We start from the raw sequence: 18,735 nt of genomic DNA on the forward strand, positions 1-18,735 counted from the left end.
TTAGTTATCTTTCTACTTTTAACACAAAAGAAGAAGATGGCGCAACGGATTAAAAACGAAGAACAATACGAAGCTTTAAGAGACCAAGGTTATAGCAAAGAAAAATCGGCTAGAATTGCCAATACCAATAATGCTGGTAAGAAAGGTGGAAAAGCTGAAAAATATGAAGATCGAACTAAAGATGATCTTTATGAACAAGCCAAAAAGATAGGTATTGAAGGACGCTCTAAGATGAGTAAAGAAGAATTAATAAAAGCACTAAGAAATAATTAATATGAAAGTGCAACCATTTCACCTTGCCATTCCGGTTTACGATCTTGAAAGCTGCAGAAAATTTTATGGAGAAACGCTAGGTTGCGGTGAAGGCCGCAGTAGCGATAAATGGGTCGATTTCAATTTTTTTGGACATCAATTAGTTATTCATTACAAACCAAAAGAAGAAATTGCATCAGAACATAGTAATGCTGTGGATGGAAAACAGGTTCCTGTACCACATTTTGGTGTAGTTTTAGAATGGAATGTTTTTCAAGAATTTGCTAAACTACTAAAATCGAAAAACATCAATTTTAATATAGAACCTTATATTCGATTTAAAGGAGAAGTTGGCGAACAAGCTACTATGTTCTTTAAAGATCCTTGTGGAAATGCTCTGGAATTTAAAGCATTCAGAAATATAGATCAGCTCTTTGCTAACTAAATTTTGATTACACTAACTAACATTAACAAACCAAAATATGAATAAATTAAAGCCTGCTTTAGTAAGGCAAATATTCGCTTTACTGCTCATTCTTTTATTAGCGGTTTTAATATTTAGAGAAATGATTCCTTATTTAACAGGAATATTAGGAGCCATAACATTATATGTTTTACTTTCTAACTGGATGCAAAAATTGGTGAATAAAGGTTGGAAACCTTCACTTGCTGCTGGCCTTCTCATGCTTGGCTCTTTTTTAGTAATACTTGTTCCTACCGGAGGAATTGTACTAATGCTTACTTCTAAAATAGGGAAAGCTGTTGATAATTCTGAAATGGTGATTTCTGCTGTAAAAGACCAGTTGAATAATGCCGAAAAATATGTTGGTTACGATATTAGTGGTAATATCGATACTTCTTCTATAACGGAATGGTTGTCTACAAATTTACAAAATCTTGCCGGAGGCACTTTTAATGCCTTTGTAGCCATTGGTATTATGTATTTTATACTTTATTTTATGCTGATTAATAGAGATGAAATGAAAAAAGCAATGGTTGATTATATTCCGCTAGGAAAATCAAATTTAGACACTATTGCTAAAGAAAGCTCTTTATTAGTAAAATCAAATGCCTTGGGGATTCCTCTAGTAGCCTTTGCTCAAGGTATAATTGCACTTATAGGATATTTAATATTTGGTGTACCTGATCCGTTTTTCTGGTTCGTAATAACAGCTATAGGCTCTATGATTCCATTTATTGGAACAGCTATAGGTATTGCACCAACTACTATTTTATTATTTGCAGAAGGAAATAATTGGCAAGCAATTGCATTATTAATTTATGGAATTGTAGTAGTTGGATCTACCGATAATCTAATTCGGATTATGGTTTTAGATAGATTAGCAAAAGTCCATAGCCTAATTACCCTAATAGGTGTTGTTATTGGCGTACAACTTTTTGGTTTTATAGGCTTAATATTTGGACCACTTTTAATCTCACTTTTTTTACTCTTACTAAAAATTTACAAAAAGGAATATGGCAACGAAAACGACCGCTTATAACTAAAATTAACTACTAAAACTAAAGATTATGTTCAGCAAAAAGAAGAAAGAAATTAAAGAAGAATACTTTAAAGAAGGAGTTTCTAAAATAGATGATAGTGATGTGAAGATTGCTGCAGACAGTCAAGAAGAAGTTACCGAAAAGATTACTAATTCCGGCATGTTAAAAAAATACACGGAAATAGGAAAACTGATGTATGCAATGCTAAGAGATTATCAAAAAGGAATTTATAATGATGTTCCTTGGTTTACCATTGCGGCAATTGCTTTCTCTTTTTTATATATTTTGAATCCGTTAGATATTGTTCCAGATTTTATTCCAGGCTTAGGATATATTGATGATTTTGCAATTATTACATTTGCTATTCGGTTTATTGAAACCGACATCCATAAATATCTAGATTACAAATTAGAAGAAACGAACAGCTAGTAATACTTAATGAATAACTAAAAAAAGCCTCTTCGTTTTTAGATGAAGAGGCTTTTTTTGAAATCAAAATTCGATTATTGTATTTTATTTTCCTTCTTTACTTCTAATTTTATGACGCTCTCTTGCTAACAACGTATTTTTAAGCAACATAGAGACGGTCATTGGTCCTACTCCACCTGGAACCGGTGTAATAAAAGAAGCTCGTTTACTTACATTTTCAAAATCTACATCACCTTTAATTACATAACCTTTAGCTGCATTTTCATCTGGAACTCTGGTAATACCTACATCAATAATAACAGCATCATCCTTAATCATTTCTCCTTTTAAGAAATCAGGAATTCCTACTGCTATAATAATAATATCTGCCTGAGAAGTTATTTGTGTAATATTTTTAGTAAACTCGTGAGTAAGTGTTACCGTAGAATTTCCCGGAAAACCACTTCTTCCCATTAAAATACTCATTGGTCTCCCTACAATATAGCTTCTACCAATAACAACGGTATGTTTCCCTTTAGTAGGTATATCATAACGCTCTAAAAGTTCTAATATTCCAAATGGTGTTGCTGGGATAAAAGTCGTCATATCCAACGCCATTTTCCCAAAATTAGTTGGATGAAAACCATCTACATCTTTATCAGGATCTACTGCATTTAAAACCTTTTGAGTATCAATTTGTGGCGGTAAAGGTAACTGAACTATAAAACCATCGATATCATCATTTTGGTTTAATTCTTCAATTTTATCAAGAAGTTCAATTTCGCTAATTGTAGAAGACATTCGGTAAAGAGAAGACTCAAAACCTACACGCTCGCAAGCTTTCACTTTACTATTTACATAGGTTTTACTAGCTCCGTCGTTTCCAACAATAATAGCTGCTAAATGAGGGACTTTCTCACCACGATCTTTTATTTTTTTTACCTCAGCAGCGATTTCATCTTTAATATCGTTGCTTATTTTTTTACCGTCTAAAATTGTCATTATCGTGAATATAGGGCTTTTAATAATCTTTTAGTCTGAAAATTAAAAACCAAGTTATGTTTTAGATTTTTTTCTGGTTTCTGAAAAATTTATTTCATTCCATTCATCATATTCATAAGTTGGCGACCACCGCCTCCCTGCATCATTTTCATCATTTTCCCCATTTGGTTGAATTGCTTTAATAATTGATTTACTTCTTGTACAGAAGTACCAGAACCTTTAGCAATACGCTTTTTTCTACTAGAATTAATAACCTTTGGAGTACTTCTTTCTTCAGGAGTCATTGAATGTATAATAGCTTCAATACCTTTAAAAGCATCATCATCTATATCAATATCTTTTAGCATTTTACCAGCACCAGGAATCATTCCCATAAGATCTTTCATAGATCCCATTTTTTTTATCTGCTGAATTTGCTTTAAGAAATCATCAAAACCAAATTTATTTTTAGCAATTTTTTTCTGAAGTTTTCTTGCTTCTTCTTCATCATATTGTTCTTGGGCTCTTTCCACAAGAGACACTACATCTCCCATTCCCAAAATACGATCTGCCATACGAGAAGGATAGAACACATCTATTGCATCCATCTTTTCTCCCGTACCTATAAATTTAATTGGTTTATTTACAACCGATTTAATTGAAATAGCGGCACCACCACGCGTATCACCATCTAATTTGGTTAAAATAACACCATCGAAATTTAAACGCTCATTAAAAGCTTTAGCTGTATTAACCGCATCTTGCCCTGTCATAGCATCTACTACAAACAAGGTTTCTTGTGGTTTAATAGCTTGGTGAATGTTAGATATCTCAACCATCATCGCTTCGTCTACAGCTAAACGACCTGCGGTATCAATAATCACCACATTATGTCCGTTTTCTTTTGCATGTGCAATTGCTGCTTCTGCAATAGCTACAGGATCTTGATTTCCTTTATCAGAAAAAACCTCTATACCTATTTGGTCTCCTACTACGTGTAACTGATCGATCGCTGCCGGACGATACACATCACAAGCGACCAATAAAGGTTTCTTTGTTTTTTTGTTTTTAAGGAAACTAGCCAGTTTACCAGAAAAAGTAGTTTTACCACTACCTTGCAAACCAGACATTAAAATTACCGATGGATCTCCACTAAGGTTTACTCCTTCAGCTTCACCACCCATTAATTGCGTAAGTTCGTCTTTTACCAGCTTTACCATTAACTGGCCTGGCTTTAATGCTGTTAATACGTCTTGCCCTAAGGCTTTCTCTTTAACAGTATTGGTAAAGTCTTTCGCAATTTTATAGTTAACATCGGCATCTACAAGTGCTCTACGCACTTCTTTAAGCGTTTCTGCAACGTTAACTTCAGTTATCTGTCCATGCCCTTTTAAAACATGTAAGGCATTATCTAACTTATCACTTAAATTATCAAACATAGGCTTTCCTGTGGTTTAAAATTCCCGCTTTTCTGGTAACGGATTTGCAAATTTAATGATTTGAACCTGAAGTGAAAAGTTTTTTATTTACGGCTGAATTTTAATTTTATATTATTTTCAATTTTACCGCAATTTATTACTGCTTTTTAACTGAAACTTCTCAGTAAAATCCCTTTCACCACACTACAAATTATTCATCTTATTTAAGAATAAAAGCCGAAATCATCGAATTTCGGCTTTTATTTTAATTGTTTATTATAATTACATTCTTTCCGGAACCTGAATTCCCAGCAAATTGAAAGAAGATTTTATTATAGTTGCTACTACTTGAGAAAGTTGTGTTCTTAACAATTTCTCGGTTTCTTTTTCTGCTCCTAAAATTGAAACATTCTGGTAGAAAGAATTAAATTCTTTAACTAAATCGTACGTGTAATTTGCAATTACAGCCGGACTATGATTTTCTGCGGCTACTTGAATAGTTTCTGGATATAGTTGAATTTGCTTAATTAATTCTTTTTCCTTTTCGTGGAATTGGTATTCTGCTACAACCGGAGCATCATAATCGAAATCTGCTTTTCTTAAAATGGACTGAATTCTGGCATGTGTATATTGAATAAATGGTCCGGTGTTTCCTTGAAAATCTACCGATTCTTCTGGATTAAATAAAATTCGTTTTTTCGGATCTACTTTTAAAATATAATATTTTAGCGCACCAAGACCTATCATTTTATAAAGCTCATCTTTTGCCTCATCGCTTAAACCATCAAGTTTCCCTAATTCTTCAGAAATACTTTTAGCCGTTTTCTTCATTTCTTCGATAAGATCATCAGCATCTACCACTGTTCCTTCTCTACTCTTCATTTTCCCGCTAGGTAAATCTACCATTCCGTAACTTAAATGATATAGATATTCAGCCCAAGCAAAGCCTAATTTTTTCAGAATTAAAAATAAAACTTTAAAATGATAATCTTGCTCGTTACCAACGGTGTATACCATTCCGTTAATCGCAAAATCTTCTACACGCTGAATAGCTGTACCAATATCCTGAGTCATATAAACTGCAGTTCCATCGCTACGCAAAACAATTTTTTCGTCTAATCCTTCTTCACTTAAATCAATCCAAACACTACCATCTTCTTTGCGGTAAAAAATACCATCTTCAAGACCTTTATTTACTATATTTTTACCCAGAAGATAGGTATTACTTTCGTAATAATTTTTATCGAAATCTACTCCTAGCGCACTATAAGTTTCTTTAAAACCATCGTAAACCCATTGGTTCATGGTTTTCCAAAGTTCTACTACAGCTGTATCTCCAGCTTCCCATTTACGTAGCATTTCTTTAGCTTCTAATAAAATAGGAGCTTCAGCTTTGGCTTCTTTTTCTGTTTTTCCTTCAGTTATTAATTGCCGAATTTCAGCTTTATACTCTTGGTCGAATTTCACATAATAATTTCCAACTAGCTTATCGCCTTTTAGTCCGGTAGATTCTGGAGTTTCTCCATTTCCGAAACGTTGCCAAGCCAGCATGGATTTACAAATATGTATACCACGATCATTAATAATTTGTGTTTTATACACAGTATTACCGGCAGCTTTTAAAACTTCTGCTACCGAAAATCCTAATAAATTATTACGAATATGGCCAAGGTGAAGTGGTTTATTTGTGTTTGGCGAAGAGTATTCTACCATTATCTTTCTAGAATCTTCGGTTGGTTTTACAAAACCAAACTCCGGATTATTTTTAATTTCATTAAAGAAATTTAGATAAAACACATCGCTAATCACGATATTCAAGAACCCCTTTACTACATTAAAACGAGCTACTTCCGGCACTTGTTCCTGAAGATAATTCCCAATATCTTCTCCTAATTTTACGGGGTTGGTTTTAACTTGCCGCAACATTGGGAAACATACAACGGTTACATCACCTTCAAAATCTTTACGTGTAGGCTGAAACTCTACCGTTTCTAAATCTACCTCGTAAATAGTTTTTACAGCCTCTTTAACTCGAGCAGTAAGTACTTCCTGAATATTCATTTTTTTAATTTTTCGCTATAAATTGCTGCAAAGATAATAGAAATTAGCCTTTTAGTTACAGGCTTTAGCACCAAATAGTTATATTTAAATAAAAACAGATGCTGGTAAATATCTCTTACAACCGCCCTGAACTAAATGAAAAAATAAATAAAGAGGTAGGTAAAACACTTACTTTATTAGAGCGCATAAAACTTAATGGCTCTGGTTCACCACGATTAAAAATCACCGATGTAAGTATAGATATTCACAATCTGTTAGTGTTAGATAATAATATTAACACTTGTAATATAGAAATTCGACCTAGCGGGATTATTGTCAGATTTCGATCTATTTTAGAAACGTATGCATTGGTTATTCCGTTTTGGAAATTAAAAGTATATAAAGGAAAGGCGGAAGAATATTCTATTTATCGCGATCATTATTACATAAAAGTTGAAGCAAAAGATGAAAAAGCACACAAATTCTTTAAAAAATTAATTGATTTTAAAGATGAAAATGCTTTTACCAGAATCGATGATCTTTAGAAAAGTAAGTTTGAATGTCTACTATTGAAAACCTAAAATTAACATTAAGGGTCTAAATATCTATTTTTGATAATTCAAGGGTAATTTTTCGGTAATTCCATAAATTTTAAGTCAATGCATATTTGCCGAAAAAAGTATGGAACTTTTCGTGTATGTTTTTGCGGCGCTATTTTCAGTAATTAATCCGTTAGGAACTATTCCAATATTTGTTGGTTTAACTAAAGAAGACACCGTAAAAGAGCGTTCTCGGACATCTCTTTTAACCGCTATTAATATTTTTGTAATTCTTTCTATTTGCTTCTTTACAGGACGTTATATTTTACAATTTTTCGGAATTAGTATTGAATCTTTACGAATAGCAGGCGGGTTAATAATTGTTACTTCTGGTTTCGCTTTGCTTACTGGTTCTTTCTCGAAACATAAAGGAATGAACGAGCGTGTTAAAGATGATGCATTTCAACGCGAAGGTGTTTCGTTAACTCCCTTAGCAATCCCAATGCTCGCAGGTCCAGGTTCTATTTCTTTACTAATCGGCATGTACGAAGATTATAATTTATATTCCGAAAAATTAATTACCGTTTTAGCGATTTTCGCTGTTTGTTTATCTACTTTTTTAATGCTTAAAAGCGCACATTATATTGCCAAATATTTAGGTGCTTCCGGGATAAATGCTATTTCTAGAATTATAGGTTTTATTGTAATTGCTATTGGTATTGAATATATAAGCTCGTCGGTTATGACGGTTTTAGGGATTACTTTTAACCAATATCACTAAAATTTAAATCGTAATTATTTGTACTCAACACAGCGCAAACAGTTAATTTATAGCAACTTCATTTTATAAAGTTTTATTAATCCTAAAGTGAATGAGTAATTAAATTGCTAATTTGAAAAGGTTAATCAATTTTTAGCAATACAGATATCCTGCTATTCTAAAAAGATTATTTATAAAGACCTTTTTTATGCGAATTTTACTTACCGGCGCCAATGGATATATTGGAATGCGACTATTACCTGAACTTCTTGAACAAGGACATGAAGTGGTTTGTGCTGTTCGCAATAAAAACAGATTTTCTTCTAATAAAGATTTAGCAAAACAAGTTGAAATTGTTGAAATAGATTTTCTGCAAAATTCAGAAATGCCTGAAAAAATCAAGAATATAGATATTGCCTATTATCTAATTCATTCAATGAGTGGAAATACTAAAGATTTTGATAGCCAAGAAGCTGAAGCCGCTAAAAACTTTAATAAGTTTATGGCTAAAACCAGCGTTAAGCAGGTAATTTATTTAAGCGGAATGGTTAACCAAGATGAGTTATCCAAACACTTAAAATCGAGAAAGGCTGTAGAGGATATTTTATATGATGGCAACTATCATCTCACCGTATTACGAGCTGCTATTATTGTAGGTTCCGGAAGTTCTTCATTTGAAATAATTAGAGATCTCTGCGAAAAATTACCGGTAATGATAACACCCAGATGGGTTCGTACCAAATGCCAACCTACCGCTATTCGAGATGTTATAAAGTTTCTAACCGGTGTAATTGGTCACGAGGAATGTTACGACCTATCTTTTGATATTGGCGGTCCAGATATTTTAACATATAAAGAGATGATGGAAAAATATGCTGAAATTAGAGAATTAAAACTTTGGATTTTCACTGTTCCCATAATGTCACCAAAACTTTCATCTCACTGGTTATATTTTGTAACCTCAACTTCGTACAAACTAGCACAAAATCTAGTTGATAGTATGAGTATTGAAGTAATTGCAAAAGATAATAAACTAGAAAAAATTTTAGAAATAGAAACCATTCCTTATAAAGAAGCTATAAAAATGGCGTTTTATAAGATTGAACAAAATCAGGTAATTTCAAGTTGGAAAGATTCGTTAAGTAGTGGCCGATTTAAAAAAGAATTAAATAAATATATACAAGTTCCTAAATACGGTTGCCGCTTCGATAAACAACAAAAGAAAACTGAAAATCCGGAAGAAGCTTTAAATAAAATCTGGTCTATTGGTGGATTAAATGGATGGTATTATGGAAATTGGCTCTGGAAAATTCGCGGTTATTTAGATAAAATTGCTGGAGGTGTAGGCTTACGCCGAGGTAGAACTCACCCCTCGCAATTATCACCGGGAGATTCATTAGATTTCTGGAGGGTACTTTTAGCCGATAAACAAGAAAAACGTTTGCTTCTGTTTGCTGAAATGAAAGTACCGGGTGAAGCTTGGCTAGAGTTTTGTATTGATGATGACAATATTGTTCATCAAACAGCTACATTTCGACCTAAAGGATTATTTGGACGTTTATACTGGTATTCGATGTATCCTTTTCATTATTTTATTTTTGAAGGAATGATTACGAGAATAGCAAATGCAAAACCAGAAAAAAGTTCGAGCAATTAAAAAGTTTTCGCTAAATATAGAAGTTCGGAAAAATCCGCTTTTTTATACTGCGGCTTTTATTTTATTCTTCTTTTCGGTTTTTATATTTTCTTTTACTTCAAAATTTTATTCTTTTATTGAAAGTGCTTCAATCTGGATTCGAGAAATTTTCGGAACATTCTATTTAGTATTAGGCTTAACCTGTGTCCTTTTCTTGCTAGTAATAGCATTTTCTAAGTACGGAAGAATTCGATTAGGAAATTCCCCGCCTCAGTTTGATCGCATGTCTTGGATAGCCATGCTATACAGCGCTGGAATGGGTTCCGGAATTTTACTTCGAGCAGTACAAGAACCTGCTTTTATGTTCGAAAATCCACCTCTAGAAACCAGCTACCCAAACGACATAATTGCATTAGAATTTACTTTTTACCAATGGGGATTTACCGCTTGGGCATTTTATGGAATTTTTGCGCTTTTTATTGGATATTCATTATTTGTACGGAAAAACAATATTTTGCTGGGAACAAGCTTACCTCAGCTAAAAAAAATAAGAGGAATTCCACAAAGTATCGATTTATTAACCATTCTTACTACTGTTTTTGGACTAGTAGCTGCAATTGGCTTAGGAACCACGCAAATTGAAGGCGGTATTAGTCATCTTTCAGAAACGAAATCCGGAACTTTATGGATTGTATTAGCTTTAGTTTTTTTAATTTGTTTACTTGCCTTTTTTTCAGCGTATGCAGGTGTAGAAAAAGGAATTAAAAGAATTTCGAATTTAAATATTTACTGCACTATTGCTGTATTGATTTTTGTTTTTATCCAAACCGATATTATCGAAGTTTTGCGGCAATTTTTTACAGCTTCTTGGTATTATATCACCGATTTTTTTCAACTGAGTTTAGCTACTGGAAATTTTAATCCCGGTAAAAAATTCTTAACCGATTGGACGTATTATTACTGGGCTTTTTGGTTAGCTTGGGCTCCTTTTACAGGAATTTTTATCGCCAGAATTTCGCAAGGGCGAAGTATTCGAGAAATGATTTTAGGAGTTTTACTCTTACCTTCTTTAGGAAGTTTTTTATGGTTTAGTGTTTTTGGAGGTACTTCATTCAATATAATCGAAAATATGCAACATTATAATGGAGAGTTTCGCAATGTATTTACCTCTATATTCACATTCTTTGAATATTTCCCACTATCAAACATTATCAACATTGGTATTATACTATTGTTAATAAGTTTTTTAGTAACCTCGGTAGATTCTGCTATTTATGTACTAAGCATGTTTAGTGATAAAGGAAGCGAAAATCCAAAAAAGAAATACCGCCTTATTTGGGCGGTATTACTCTTAATTTTTTCAGAAGCAATAGTTATATTAGGAAGCGTAAAGCCTGAAAATGATATTTTAGATGCAATGCAAAAATTTCTAATAATCGGCTCGTTACCTTTTGCCTTTCTAACAGCTATTATGATGCTTCTATTTATTGTGGAATTACGTCGTAATTTTTAAGCTTTTGGTAAAAATACTTCTGCAAGCATGCACCGAGCACTACCCCCACCGCAAGTTTCTATTACGTTTAAATTAGTACTCAAAATTTCTGAATACTTTTCTATTTTAGCTATTTGGGCAGGTGTTAAACTTTGATGCGCACGCTCACTCATCACTAAAAACTTTTTATCGTTATAACCTTTTAGTTGTAACATATTTCCTGCAAAATTGTGCATTTGCTCTTCAGAAATATCTATAATTTCTTTTCCGTCTTGTTTTAAATGCTTTAAAACAGTTTTTCGTTCTTTAGCATCATCTATAGACTCTAAACAAATTACAGCAAATTCTTCTGCCATACACATCATTACATTGGTATGATAGATTTGCCTTCTAGATCCGTCTACTGTTTGGTAAGCATTAAATATTACCGGAGTAAATTCAAAATCTTCACAAAATTCAATTAAAAGATCTTCGTCTGCTCTTGGTGATATAGCACAGTAAGCTTTTTCATTTTGTCGATCTAAAATTAAGCTTCCAGTTCCTTCTAAAAAAATATCATCTTCTTCTGCAGATGTATAGTCTACTAAATTCTTAATTTTGAAACCCTTTTCTTCAAGTTTTTCAAAATATTCTAAACGACGTTCTTTTCGTCTGTTTTTCGCAAACATAGGATATAGACCAATGTCTCCATTTTCATGAAAAGAAACCCAATTATTAGGAAATATAGAATCAGGTGTATTATCTTCTGCATTGTCTTTAACAACTACCACATTAATTCCTACGTTCTGTAGTTTCAACACAAAATTGTCAAATTCTTCTTGTGCCTTATCGTTTACATCCTCTCCTTGAAGATGCTTTTGAAAATAGTTATTTATGGTGGTTTCCTCGTTCATTCGGAAGGCAACCGGCCTAACCATTAATACGGTATCGGTAATTTGTTTCATAATTAATCTCTAATTAATGGCAGTGTAGAACATCGTAGCAATCCTTCTTGTTTTGCTATTTGGGAGTACGGTACCTCTTCAACAGTTATACCGTTTGTTCGCAACCAATTATTTAGTCTATCAAATTTTCTTTCTGAAATAACAACATCTTCTGCTATGGAAAATATATTCGAATTCATATTATACATTTCCTCTTTGGTAATTTCAAAAATATTTTCTTTTCCAAATAAATTTACTAGCCACTGATATTCTTCAGAATCCAAAAATCCGCCTTTATATATAATTGCTTTATTTAAACCTACCGGCTGGAAACAACAATCTAAATGAAGCGCATTTTCCTTAGCATTAGTATTACTTTTCTTTAAATTGAAAGATACTACTTTTTTGTTTGGAAATAAATCTTTAAGCGCATTAACTGCATGTATATTTGTACGTGCGGTAATGTAATTTGGATAATCATCAAGTCCATATGTTCCTACTAAAATATAATCTCCAAAAGGCATTACATCTCCTCCTTCGATATGTGCTTCTTCCGGTAAAGTAATTACATTTTCAGCAGCTATTTGTCCGATTACGTGCTGTATCGCTTTTATTTCTTTCTCTCGATCCGGAAGGATATTTGCTTTTATAAATTTATTATCTATCACAAAAGCAATATCTCTAGCAAAAATTTGATTATAATTTTCTATTAATTCCGGTCTGTAAACCGTAACATCATATTTTTTTAAAACTTCAGCTACTGCTTCTATTTCAGCAACCATATCTTCTTCTTTTGGATAGGTTCCAGCTTTTATGTGTTCTATAGATTTGGGATCGTAAGCTTCTTCAATATCAGGAGTCCCTCCATTACTTTTTGCAGTTCCTAGCACTACAGATCTTAGCCGTGAGGTTTCGTTTTGAATATTTAAACGCATATTCTAAATTAAGTTTTTCCAAATATAAAAAAAGCTCCATGTATTTAATGGAGCTTTTTAATATTATATTGTTGTAATTCTAACGTTCTTCAATTGGTTTAAACGCTCTATGTGGTTCACCAACGTAAATTTGACGCGGTCTACCAATTGGTTCGTTTTTAAGTCTCATTTCTCTCCATTGAGCAATCCAACCTGGTAAACGTCCTAAAGCAAACATTACAGTAAACATTTCTACAGGGATACCTAGTGCTCTGTAAATAATTCCTGAATAGAAATCTACATTAGGATACAATTTTCTTTCTACGAAATATTCATCTTCTAACGCTTCTTTTTCAAGACCTTTTGCAATTTCTAAAATAGGATCTTCTACACCTAACTCAGCTAATACTTCGTCTGCGGCTTTTTTAATAATCTTAGCTCGAGGATCGAAATTTTTGTATACTCTGTGACCAAATCCCATTAATCGGAAAGGATCATCTTTATCTTTGGCTTTTGCCATATACTTTTTAGTATCTCCACCATCAGCTTTAATACCTTCTAACATTTCTAACACAGCTTGATTAGCTCCGCCATGTAATGGTCCCCAAAGCGCAGAAATCCCTGCAGATATTGAAGCAAATAAACCGGCATGAGATGAACCAGCAATACGAACTGTTGATGTTGAACAGTTTTGTTCATGATCGGCATGTAATATTAATAATTTCTCTAATGCAGAAATAATTGTTTGGCTAGGTTCGTAATCACGATTAGGTTTACAGAACATCATACGAGCAAAATTCTCTACATATCCTAATTTTGCATTTCCATAATCTAATGGTAATCCTGTTCTTTTATGGTAAGTCCAAGCTACTAAAATAGGAAACTTAGCAATTAACTTAACTATTGCATGATACATTGCTTCTTCAGAACTAACCTGTACAGAATTAGGATTAAAAGCAATTAAAGCATTAGTTATAGATGCTAAAACCCCCATTGGGTGCGCATACTTAGGAAAACCATCGATGATCTTTTTCATATCTTGATCTACGATGGCTTGTTCGTCAATATCAGTTTTAAATTTATTTAGCTGCTCCGTATTGGGTAATTCTCCGAAAATAAGAAGATGAATTACTTCTAGAAAAGTAGATTTTTCAGCTAAATCTTCGATACTATAACCACGATAGCGTAAAATACCTTTTTCACCATCTAAATAGGTGATTGCACTTTCACAAGAACCTGTATTCTTAAAACCAGGATCTAACGTGATAATGCCGGCTTCTGCCCGTAGTTTTTTAATATCAATTCCAAATTCTTCTTCAGTTCCTTTTACGAGTGGAAATTCGTACTTTTTCCCTTGATATTCTAAAAAAACTTTATCTGACATTTTATTATTTTGCTAATTTTTAAATTATTTGAATCCAAATTTACTAAATATTAGTCTTTTTTTCAATTAATCCCTATTAATTATACTATTATTAACAAGAGCGTATATTTTACTTGTTCTCAGTTAAATTTATCAGGCTGGAAGCCGGTATAAAATCTTATAATAATCGTTTACAGATTTTTCCCAAGTGAAACGCTCTTTCTTAGCATTGTTTTCTATTAATTTCCATTTTGTCTTATCTTCAAAATACAACTGAAGTACTTCTTTAAAAGTTGCGACCATATTAGCTACTTTTTTCTCATAACTAGTTCCTTCAAACACAAAACCATTTTTTAAATGCTTTACCGTATCTATTAAGCCACCTGTGTTGTGTACTAAACATGGATGTCCATTACGCATCGCTAACATTTGGCTAATACCACAAGGCTCAAACAAACTCGGCATAAAATACAAATCGGTTTCTAGATATATACTATCAATTACTTCCTCGTCTTGACCGTTTATGAATAAAAAATTCTTTTTTTGATGACTTATTTTACGCAATAATTCTTCGTAGTCTGGCGCGCCGGTTCCAAGCAATATAAATATTCCGTTTACTTCGTCTAATAAATCCAAAATTTCTATAAAAGCTTCCGGAGATTTTTTAAAGAAATAAAATTTCTGCTCGGTTAATCTTGCTACACTAGAACAAATGAATGAAGGCTTAGGTTTCATTTTTAAATATGGAACTACTTTTTCTCCTGTATGCGCTAAAAAATCTGATTTATATTTTTTAGATTCTTGCTGTAACCACCTAAAAATAGCTTTTACAATATTATAGTATAAATTGTTCTTTTTAGCTCGTCTTATATTTCTGTAATTACATCCATTTAAAATACCTATAAAACGTCCTTCTTTATCAGCTTCTTGTAAATCTGATTCTAAACCTTCACCACCTATAAACTCTGGTGGATTGCTCGGAAATAGAATGTCTTTTTTATAACTAGGAGAAACAGTATGAACTGCATCAGCAAAGCGAATACCTAAAGCCATTAAGTTAATACAATCAGGATAACGATTATCCTTAAGTTCATCCCTATTAAAATCAATATTTGGAAAAAAGTTTCTAATTGAAGAATAGCTATTCTCAAAAGGACGAATTCCCTGAATAGCTAGATTATGAATACTATAAATAGTACGGATATTCTCTAAAACTTTATAATCGGGATGGTAGCGACGTAGAAATAGCATCATACTTGAATGCCAGTCATGTAAATGCATAACATCTAAATCTCCAAAAACTCCAATTTTAATGGCTTCGGCTACTGCAGTACAAAATATAATATATTTAATTGCATCTGTAAAAAAAGGTTCTTCTAAATCATTATGATAAATGTGCGCTATATCCCCTGCTTCTATTTCAGGATGATGAATTACATAATGTTGTATTCCTTCATAACATCGTTTAGGCGGAATATCGTAAATCTCGGCATGATATACCGTATTTCGAAGATTAAAGCTTAGTTTTGAAATTAAAGTTCCATCAAAATGAAGTCGAGAATAAGAAGGAACTACAACATGAACACTATCTCCTTTTTGCGAAATTTGGCGGGGAACATCTCTAATAACATCTCCCATTCCTCCGGCTTTGCAATGTGGTATAGCATCATTCTCCGCAGCAACGAACAAAAAATTATGCATGAAATTTTGGTTAGATTTTAGGTTAGCAATATCTCATGCAAAAGTTAATCAATATTATTCAAAGCTTTCTTTAAAAGAATATTAAATAATATAAAAAAAGCCCTCCGATTTAACGAAAGGCTTCATAATTAATTTTTCTATTAAAAAATTAATAATTATAATTTTACTTTAAATGCTTTTTCTTTTGGGAAATAAGCTACAGACCCTAATTCTTCTTCTATTCTTAGTAACTGATTGTATTTTGCCATACGGTCACTTCTTGAAGCTGAACCTGTTTTAATTTGGCCAGTATTAAGAGCAACTGCTAAATCTGCAATTGTATTATCTTCAGTTTCTCCAGATCGGTGAGACATTACTGAAGTATAACCAGCATTTTTAGCCATGTTTACTGCCGCAATAGTTTCTGTTAATGTACCAATTTGGTTTACTTTAATTAAGATTGAATTAGCAATACCTTCTTCAATACCACGAGAAAGACGTTCTACGTTAGTTACGTAAAGATCATCTCCTACTAATTGAACTTTATCACCAATTTTTTCGGTTAATACTTTCCAACCATCCCAGTCATTTTCATCCATACCATCTTCGATAGAGATAATTGGGTATTTAGCTACTAATTCTTCAAGGTAAGAAGCTTGTTCTTCACTTGTACGAACTACACCTTTATCACCTTCAAATTTTGCATAGTTATATTTTCCATTTTCATAGAATTCAGCAGAAGCACAATCAAGAGCGATCATAACATCTTTTCCTCCTTTATAACCTGCTTTTTCGATTGCTTTAAGAATTGTTTCTAAAGCATCTTCTGTACCATCAAGTGTTGGCGCGAAACCACCTTCATCTCCAACAGCAGTACTAAGATCTCTATCGTGAAGCACTTTTTTAAGATTATGGAAAATTTCTGTTCCCATTTGAATTGCTTGTGAAAAGCTTTCAGCTTTTACAGGCATAATCATAAATTCCTGAAATGCAATTGGAGCATCACTATGAGAACCACCATTAATAATGTTCATCATAGGTACAGGTAGTGTATTTGCACTAACTCCACCTACGTAACGGTATAATGGAAGACCTAGCTCTTCTGCAGCTGCTTTAGCTACTGCTAAAGAAACTCCTAAAATTGCGTTAGCACCAAGTTTTGATTTATTAGATGTACCATCTAAATTAATCATTTCTTGGTCAATTAAATTTTGTTCAAAAACAGAATAACCTAAAAGATGCTCTGCTAATACTTCGTTTACGTTTTCAACTGCTTTTAGTACGCCTTTACCCATAAAGTTATCTCCTCCGTCACGAAGCTCAACAGCTTCATGCTCACCAGTAGAAGCTCCAGATGGAACAGCTGCTCTTCCTAAAATTCCGTTTTCTGTGATTACATCTACTTCGACAGTTGGATTTCCTCTAGAGTCGAATATCTGACGCGCGTGAATATTTACAATAGCACTCATAGTCTAAATTCTAAATTGATTAATTAATTGATTATCTACTGCAAGATACGAATACAGTATCAAAAAAACGAGCATTTATTTAGAATATCATACTAATTTATCCTAAAACGTTTTCGGTTTTAACACTATGGTATTAGAAAAAATTGATATAAAAAATAAAGCCGAAATTTATAAAATTTCGGCTTTATTTTAAAGATAGTAATTAGGCTATGGATTTTTCGATTCTTTCTATAAATTCATCAAAAAGATAGCTTGCATCATGTGGACCTGGACTGGCTTCAGGGTGATATTGTACAGAAAAGCAATTCTTATTCGTCATTTGTAAACCACCAACTGTATTATCGTTTAGGCAAACATGTGTTATCTCTACATTGGAATTTTTTTCTGTGGAATCTCTATCTACCGCAAAACCATGATTTTGTGACGTGATTTCTCCCTTACCTGTAAGCAAATTCTTAACAGGATGATTTATTCCTCTGTGACCGTGATGCATTTTATAAGTTGAAATACCATTAGCAAGTGCTATAATTTGGTGACCAAGGCAAATACCGAATAACGGCTTATCTTTTTCAATTATAGTTTTTGCAACATCTATAGCAGTTTTTAGAGGAGCTGGATCCCCAGGACCATTAGAAATAAAATAACCATCTGGATTCCATTCTTCCATTTCTTTAAATGTTGCGTTGTAAGGAAATACTTTTACGTAAACATCTCTATCTGCTAGACAACGAAGAATATTTTTTTTAATCCCTACATCTAAAGCTGCTACTTTATATTTAGCATTTTCATTACCAAAAAAATAAGCTTCTTTTGTGGAAACTTTAGAAGCTAATTCTAGCCCATTCATATCAGGAACTTCAGCAAGCTGTGCTTTTAAAGCATCTATATTTTCTACATTAGTAGAAATAATAGCATTCATTGCTCCATTTTCACGAACATGAGTTACTAATGCTCTAGTATCAACATCTGAAATAGCAAACAAGTTACTTTTTTCTAAAAATTCTTCTAAGGTTTCTTCTGCAGCCACACGAGATTCATGATAGCTGAAATTTTTGCAGATTAAACCAGCTATTTTAGCTTGATCTGATTCCATTTCGGAATTGTTAGCTCCGTAATTACCAATATGGGCTGTAGTAGTTACCATTAATTGCCCAAAATAAGAGGGATCGGTAAATATTTCCTGATACCCTGTCATACCAGTATTAAAACATACCTCGCCTACAGCGCTTCCTTCTTTATTACCGACAGCTTTTCCGTGAAAAATTGTCCCATCTGCTAGTAATAAAACTGCCTTTCTTTTTGTTTGATATTTCATAAGTTAACTATAAAAACAATCTAAATTTAGCAATATTCAATA

At 32.8% G+C, this 18,735-nt stretch carries 17 protein-coding genes; 8 read left to right on the forward strand and 9 right to left on the reverse strand.

Translation table 11 applies throughout. The features are described from left to right. Positions 1 to 36 precede the first annotated feature (36 nt). The 4 genes from ACN0WI_RS06995 to ACN0WI_RS07010 are packed head-to-tail and all read left to right on the forward strand — an operon-like array spanning position 37 to position 2,184. Positions 37 to 273 carry a Rho termination factor N-terminal domain-containing protein gene (locus ACN0WI_RS06995; RefSeq protein WP_417885941.1) on the forward strand — a complete coding sequence of 79 codons (237 nt, stop codon included), beginning with the start codon at positions 37 to 39 and terminating at the stop codon, positions 271 to 273. 1 nt (position 274) lies between these two features. Next, positions 275 to 697: a VOC family protein gene (locus ACN0WI_RS07000; RefSeq protein WP_417885942.1), complete on the forward strand. Its 423-nt coding sequence runs from the start codon at positions 275 to 277 to the stop codon at positions 695 to 697. Between the two features lie 37 nt (positions 698 to 734). Beyond that, complete coding sequence (locus ACN0WI_RS07005; RefSeq protein WP_417885943.1) at positions 735 to 1,754, forward strand: AI-2E family transporter; 1,020 nt, start codon at positions 735 to 737, stop codon at positions 1,752 to 1,754. Between the two features lie 28 nt (positions 1,755 to 1,782). Then, complete coding sequence (locus ACN0WI_RS07010) at positions 1,783 to 2,184, forward strand: YkvA family protein (RefSeq protein ID WP_417885944.1); 402 nt, start codon at positions 1,783 to 1,785, stop codon at positions 2,182 to 2,184. Positions 2,185 to 2,268: 84 nt separating this feature from the next. On the opposite strand, the gene ACN0WI_RS07015 is transcribed toward ACN0WI_RS07010, so the two are convergent. The 3 genes from ACN0WI_RS07015 to argS all read right to left on the reverse strand — a co-directional run bounded on the left by ACN0WI_RS07015 (position 2,269) and on the right by argS (position 6,623). Beyond that, complete coding sequence (locus ACN0WI_RS07015) at positions 2,269 to 3,165, reverse strand: bifunctional 5,10-methylenetetrahydrofolate dehydrogenase/5,10-methenyltetrahydrofolate cyclohydrolase (protein ID WP_417885945.1); 897 nt, start codon at positions 3,163 to 3,165, stop codon at positions 2,269 to 2,271. Between the two features lie 89 nt (positions 3,166 to 3,254). Then, positions 3,255 to 4,583 carry a signal recognition particle protein gene (gene ffh / locus ACN0WI_RS07020; RefSeq protein ID WP_417885946.1) on the reverse strand — a complete coding sequence of 443 codons (1,329 nt, stop codon included), beginning with the start codon at positions 4,581 to 4,583 and terminating at the stop codon, positions 3,255 to 3,257. A 261-nt stretch (positions 4,584 to 4,844) separates the two neighbouring features. After that, positions 4,845 to 6,623: an arginine--tRNA ligase gene (gene argS, locus ACN0WI_RS07025; RefSeq protein WP_417885947.1), complete on the reverse strand. Its 1,779-nt coding sequence runs from the start codon at positions 6,621 to 6,623 to the stop codon at positions 4,845 to 4,847. A 98-nt stretch (positions 6,624 to 6,721) separates the two neighbouring features. Here argS and ACN0WI_RS07030 point away from each other — a divergent pair, with 98 nt between their 5' ends. The 4 genes from ACN0WI_RS07030 (at position 6,722) to ACN0WI_RS07045 (ending at position 11,050) form a co-directional block, all read left to right on the forward strand. Further along, a complete protein-coding gene (locus ACN0WI_RS07030; RefSeq protein ID WP_417885948.1) occupies positions 6,722 to 7,147 on the forward strand; it encodes a hypothetical protein in 426 nt (141 codons plus the stop codon). Positions 7,148 to 7,283: 136 nt separating this feature from the next. Next, complete coding sequence (locus ACN0WI_RS07035) at positions 7,284 to 7,922, forward strand: MarC family protein (RefSeq protein ID WP_417885949.1); 639 nt, start codon at positions 7,284 to 7,286, stop codon at positions 7,920 to 7,922. A gap of 187 nt (positions 7,923 to 8,109) precedes the next feature. Further along, entirely contained in the window at positions 8,110 to 9,558 is a 1,449-nt protein-coding gene (locus ACN0WI_RS07040) for an SDR family oxidoreductase (RefSeq protein ID WP_417885950.1), read from the forward strand. Beyond that, positions 9,527 to 11,050: a BCCT family transporter gene (locus ACN0WI_RS07045; RefSeq protein WP_417885951.1), complete on the forward strand. Its 1,524-nt coding sequence runs from the start codon at positions 9,527 to 9,529 to the stop codon at positions 11,048 to 11,050. Before ACN0WI_RS07040 ends, ACN0WI_RS07045 begins: the two co-directional genes overlap by 32 nt. Here the strand turns inward: ACN0WI_RS07045 and ctlX are convergent. The 6 genes from ctlX to carA form a co-directional block, all read right to left on the reverse strand. After that, a complete protein-coding gene (ctlX, locus tag ACN0WI_RS07050) occupies positions 11,047 to 11,973 on the reverse strand; it encodes a citrulline utilization hydrolase CtlX (RefSeq protein ID WP_417885952.1) in 927 nt (308 codons plus the stop codon). The genes ACN0WI_RS07045 and ctlX overlap by 4 nt on opposite strands. 2 nt (positions 11,974 to 11,975) lie before the next feature. Then, the gene (locus ACN0WI_RS07055) at positions 11,976 to 12,887 is read right to left on the reverse strand and encodes a dimethylarginine dimethylaminohydrolase family protein (protein ID WP_417885953.1); all 912 of its coding nucleotides are present in this window, start codon (positions 12,885 to 12,887) and stop codon (positions 11,976 to 11,978) included. Between the two features lie 79 nt (positions 12,888 to 12,966). Next, complete coding sequence (locus ACN0WI_RS07060) at positions 12,967 to 14,250, reverse strand: citrate synthase (protein ID WP_417885954.1); 1,284 nt, start codon at positions 14,248 to 14,250, stop codon at positions 12,967 to 12,969. 132 nt (positions 14,251 to 14,382) lie between these two features. Beyond that, positions 14,383 to 15,930: a glycogen synthase gene (locus ACN0WI_RS07065; protein WP_417885955.1), complete on the reverse strand. Its 1,548-nt coding sequence runs from the start codon at positions 15,928 to 15,930 to the stop codon at positions 14,383 to 14,385. A gap of 155 nt (positions 15,931 to 16,085) precedes the next feature. Then, positions 16,086 to 17,378, reverse strand: coding sequence for a phosphopyruvate hydratase (eno, locus tag ACN0WI_RS07070; protein WP_417885956.1), 1,293 nt, complete (start codon positions 17,376 to 17,378; stop codon positions 16,086 to 16,088). 202 nt (positions 17,379 to 17,580) lie between these two features. Further along, entirely contained in the window at positions 17,581 to 18,693 is a 1,113-nt protein-coding gene (gene carA, locus ACN0WI_RS07075; protein ID WP_417885957.1) for a glutamine-hydrolyzing carbamoyl-phosphate synthase small subunit, read from the reverse strand. Between the last annotated feature and the right edge of the window lie 42 nt (positions 18,694 to 18,735).

Source organism: Zunongwangia sp., from assembly GCF_048269745.1.
Classification (GTDB): domain Bacteria; phylum Bacteroidota; class Bacteroidia; order Flavobacteriales; family Flavobacteriaceae; genus Zunongwangia.

Coding starts and splice junctions, on each gene's coding strand:
- ACN0WI_RS07000 (WP_417885942.1), top strand. CDS start 275: ATGAAAGTGCAACCATTTCACCTTGCCATTCCGGTTTACGATCTTGAA.
- ACN0WI_RS07030 (WP_417885948.1), top strand. CDS start 6,722: ATGCTGGTAAATATCTCTTACAACCGCCCTGAACTAAATGAAAAAATA.
- ACN0WI_RS07015 (WP_417885945.1), bottom strand. CDS start 3,165: ATGACAATTTTAGACGGTAAAAAAATAAGCAACGATATTAAAGATGAA.
- ACN0WI_RS06995 (WP_417885941.1), top strand. CDS start 37: ATGGCGCAACGGATTAAAAACGAAGAACAATACGAAGCTTTAAGAGAC.
- eno (WP_417885956.1), bottom strand. CDS start 17,378: ATGAGTGCTATTGTAAATATTCACGCGCGTCAGATATTCGACTCTAGA.
- ffh (WP_417885946.1), bottom strand. CDS start 4,583: ATGTTTGATAATTTAAGTGATAAGTTAGATAATGCCTTACATGTTTTA.
- carA (WP_417885957.1), bottom strand. CDS start 18,693: ATGAAATATCAAACAAAAAGAAAGGCAGTTTTATTACTAGCAGATGGG.
- ACN0WI_RS07010 (WP_417885944.1), top strand. CDS start 1,783: ATGTTCAGCAAAAAGAAGAAAGAAATTAAAGAAGAATACTTTAAAGAA.
- ACN0WI_RS07035 (WP_417885949.1), top strand. CDS start 7,284: ATGGAACTTTTCGTGTATGTTTTTGCGGCGCTATTTTCAGTAATTAAT.
- ctlX (WP_417885952.1), bottom strand. CDS start 11,973: ATGAAACAAATTACCGATACCGTATTAATGGTTAGGCCGGTTGCCTTC.
- ACN0WI_RS07005 (WP_417885943.1), top strand. CDS start 735: ATGAATAAATTAAAGCCTGCTTTAGTAAGGCAAATATTCGCTTTACTG.
- ACN0WI_RS07045 (WP_417885951.1), top strand. CDS start 9,527: ATGCAAAACCAGAAAAAAGTTCGAGCAATTAAAAAGTTTTCGCTAAAT.
- ACN0WI_RS07055 (WP_417885953.1), bottom strand. CDS start 12,887: ATGCGTTTAAATATTCAAAACGAAACCTCACGGCTAAGATCTGTAGTG.
- ACN0WI_RS07040 (WP_417885950.1), top strand. CDS start 8,110: ATGCGAATTTTACTTACCGGCGCCAATGGATATATTGGAATGCGACTA.
- ACN0WI_RS07060 (WP_417885954.1), bottom strand. CDS start 14,250: ATGTCAGATAAAGTTTTTTTAGAATATCAAGGGAAAAAGTACGAATTT.
- ACN0WI_RS07065 (WP_417885955.1), bottom strand. CDS start 15,930: ATGCATAATTTTTTGTTCGTTGCTGCGGAGAATGATGCTATACCACAT.
- argS (WP_417885947.1), bottom strand. CDS start 6,623: ATGAATATTCAGGAAGTACTTACTGCTCGAGTTAAAGAGGCTGTAAAA.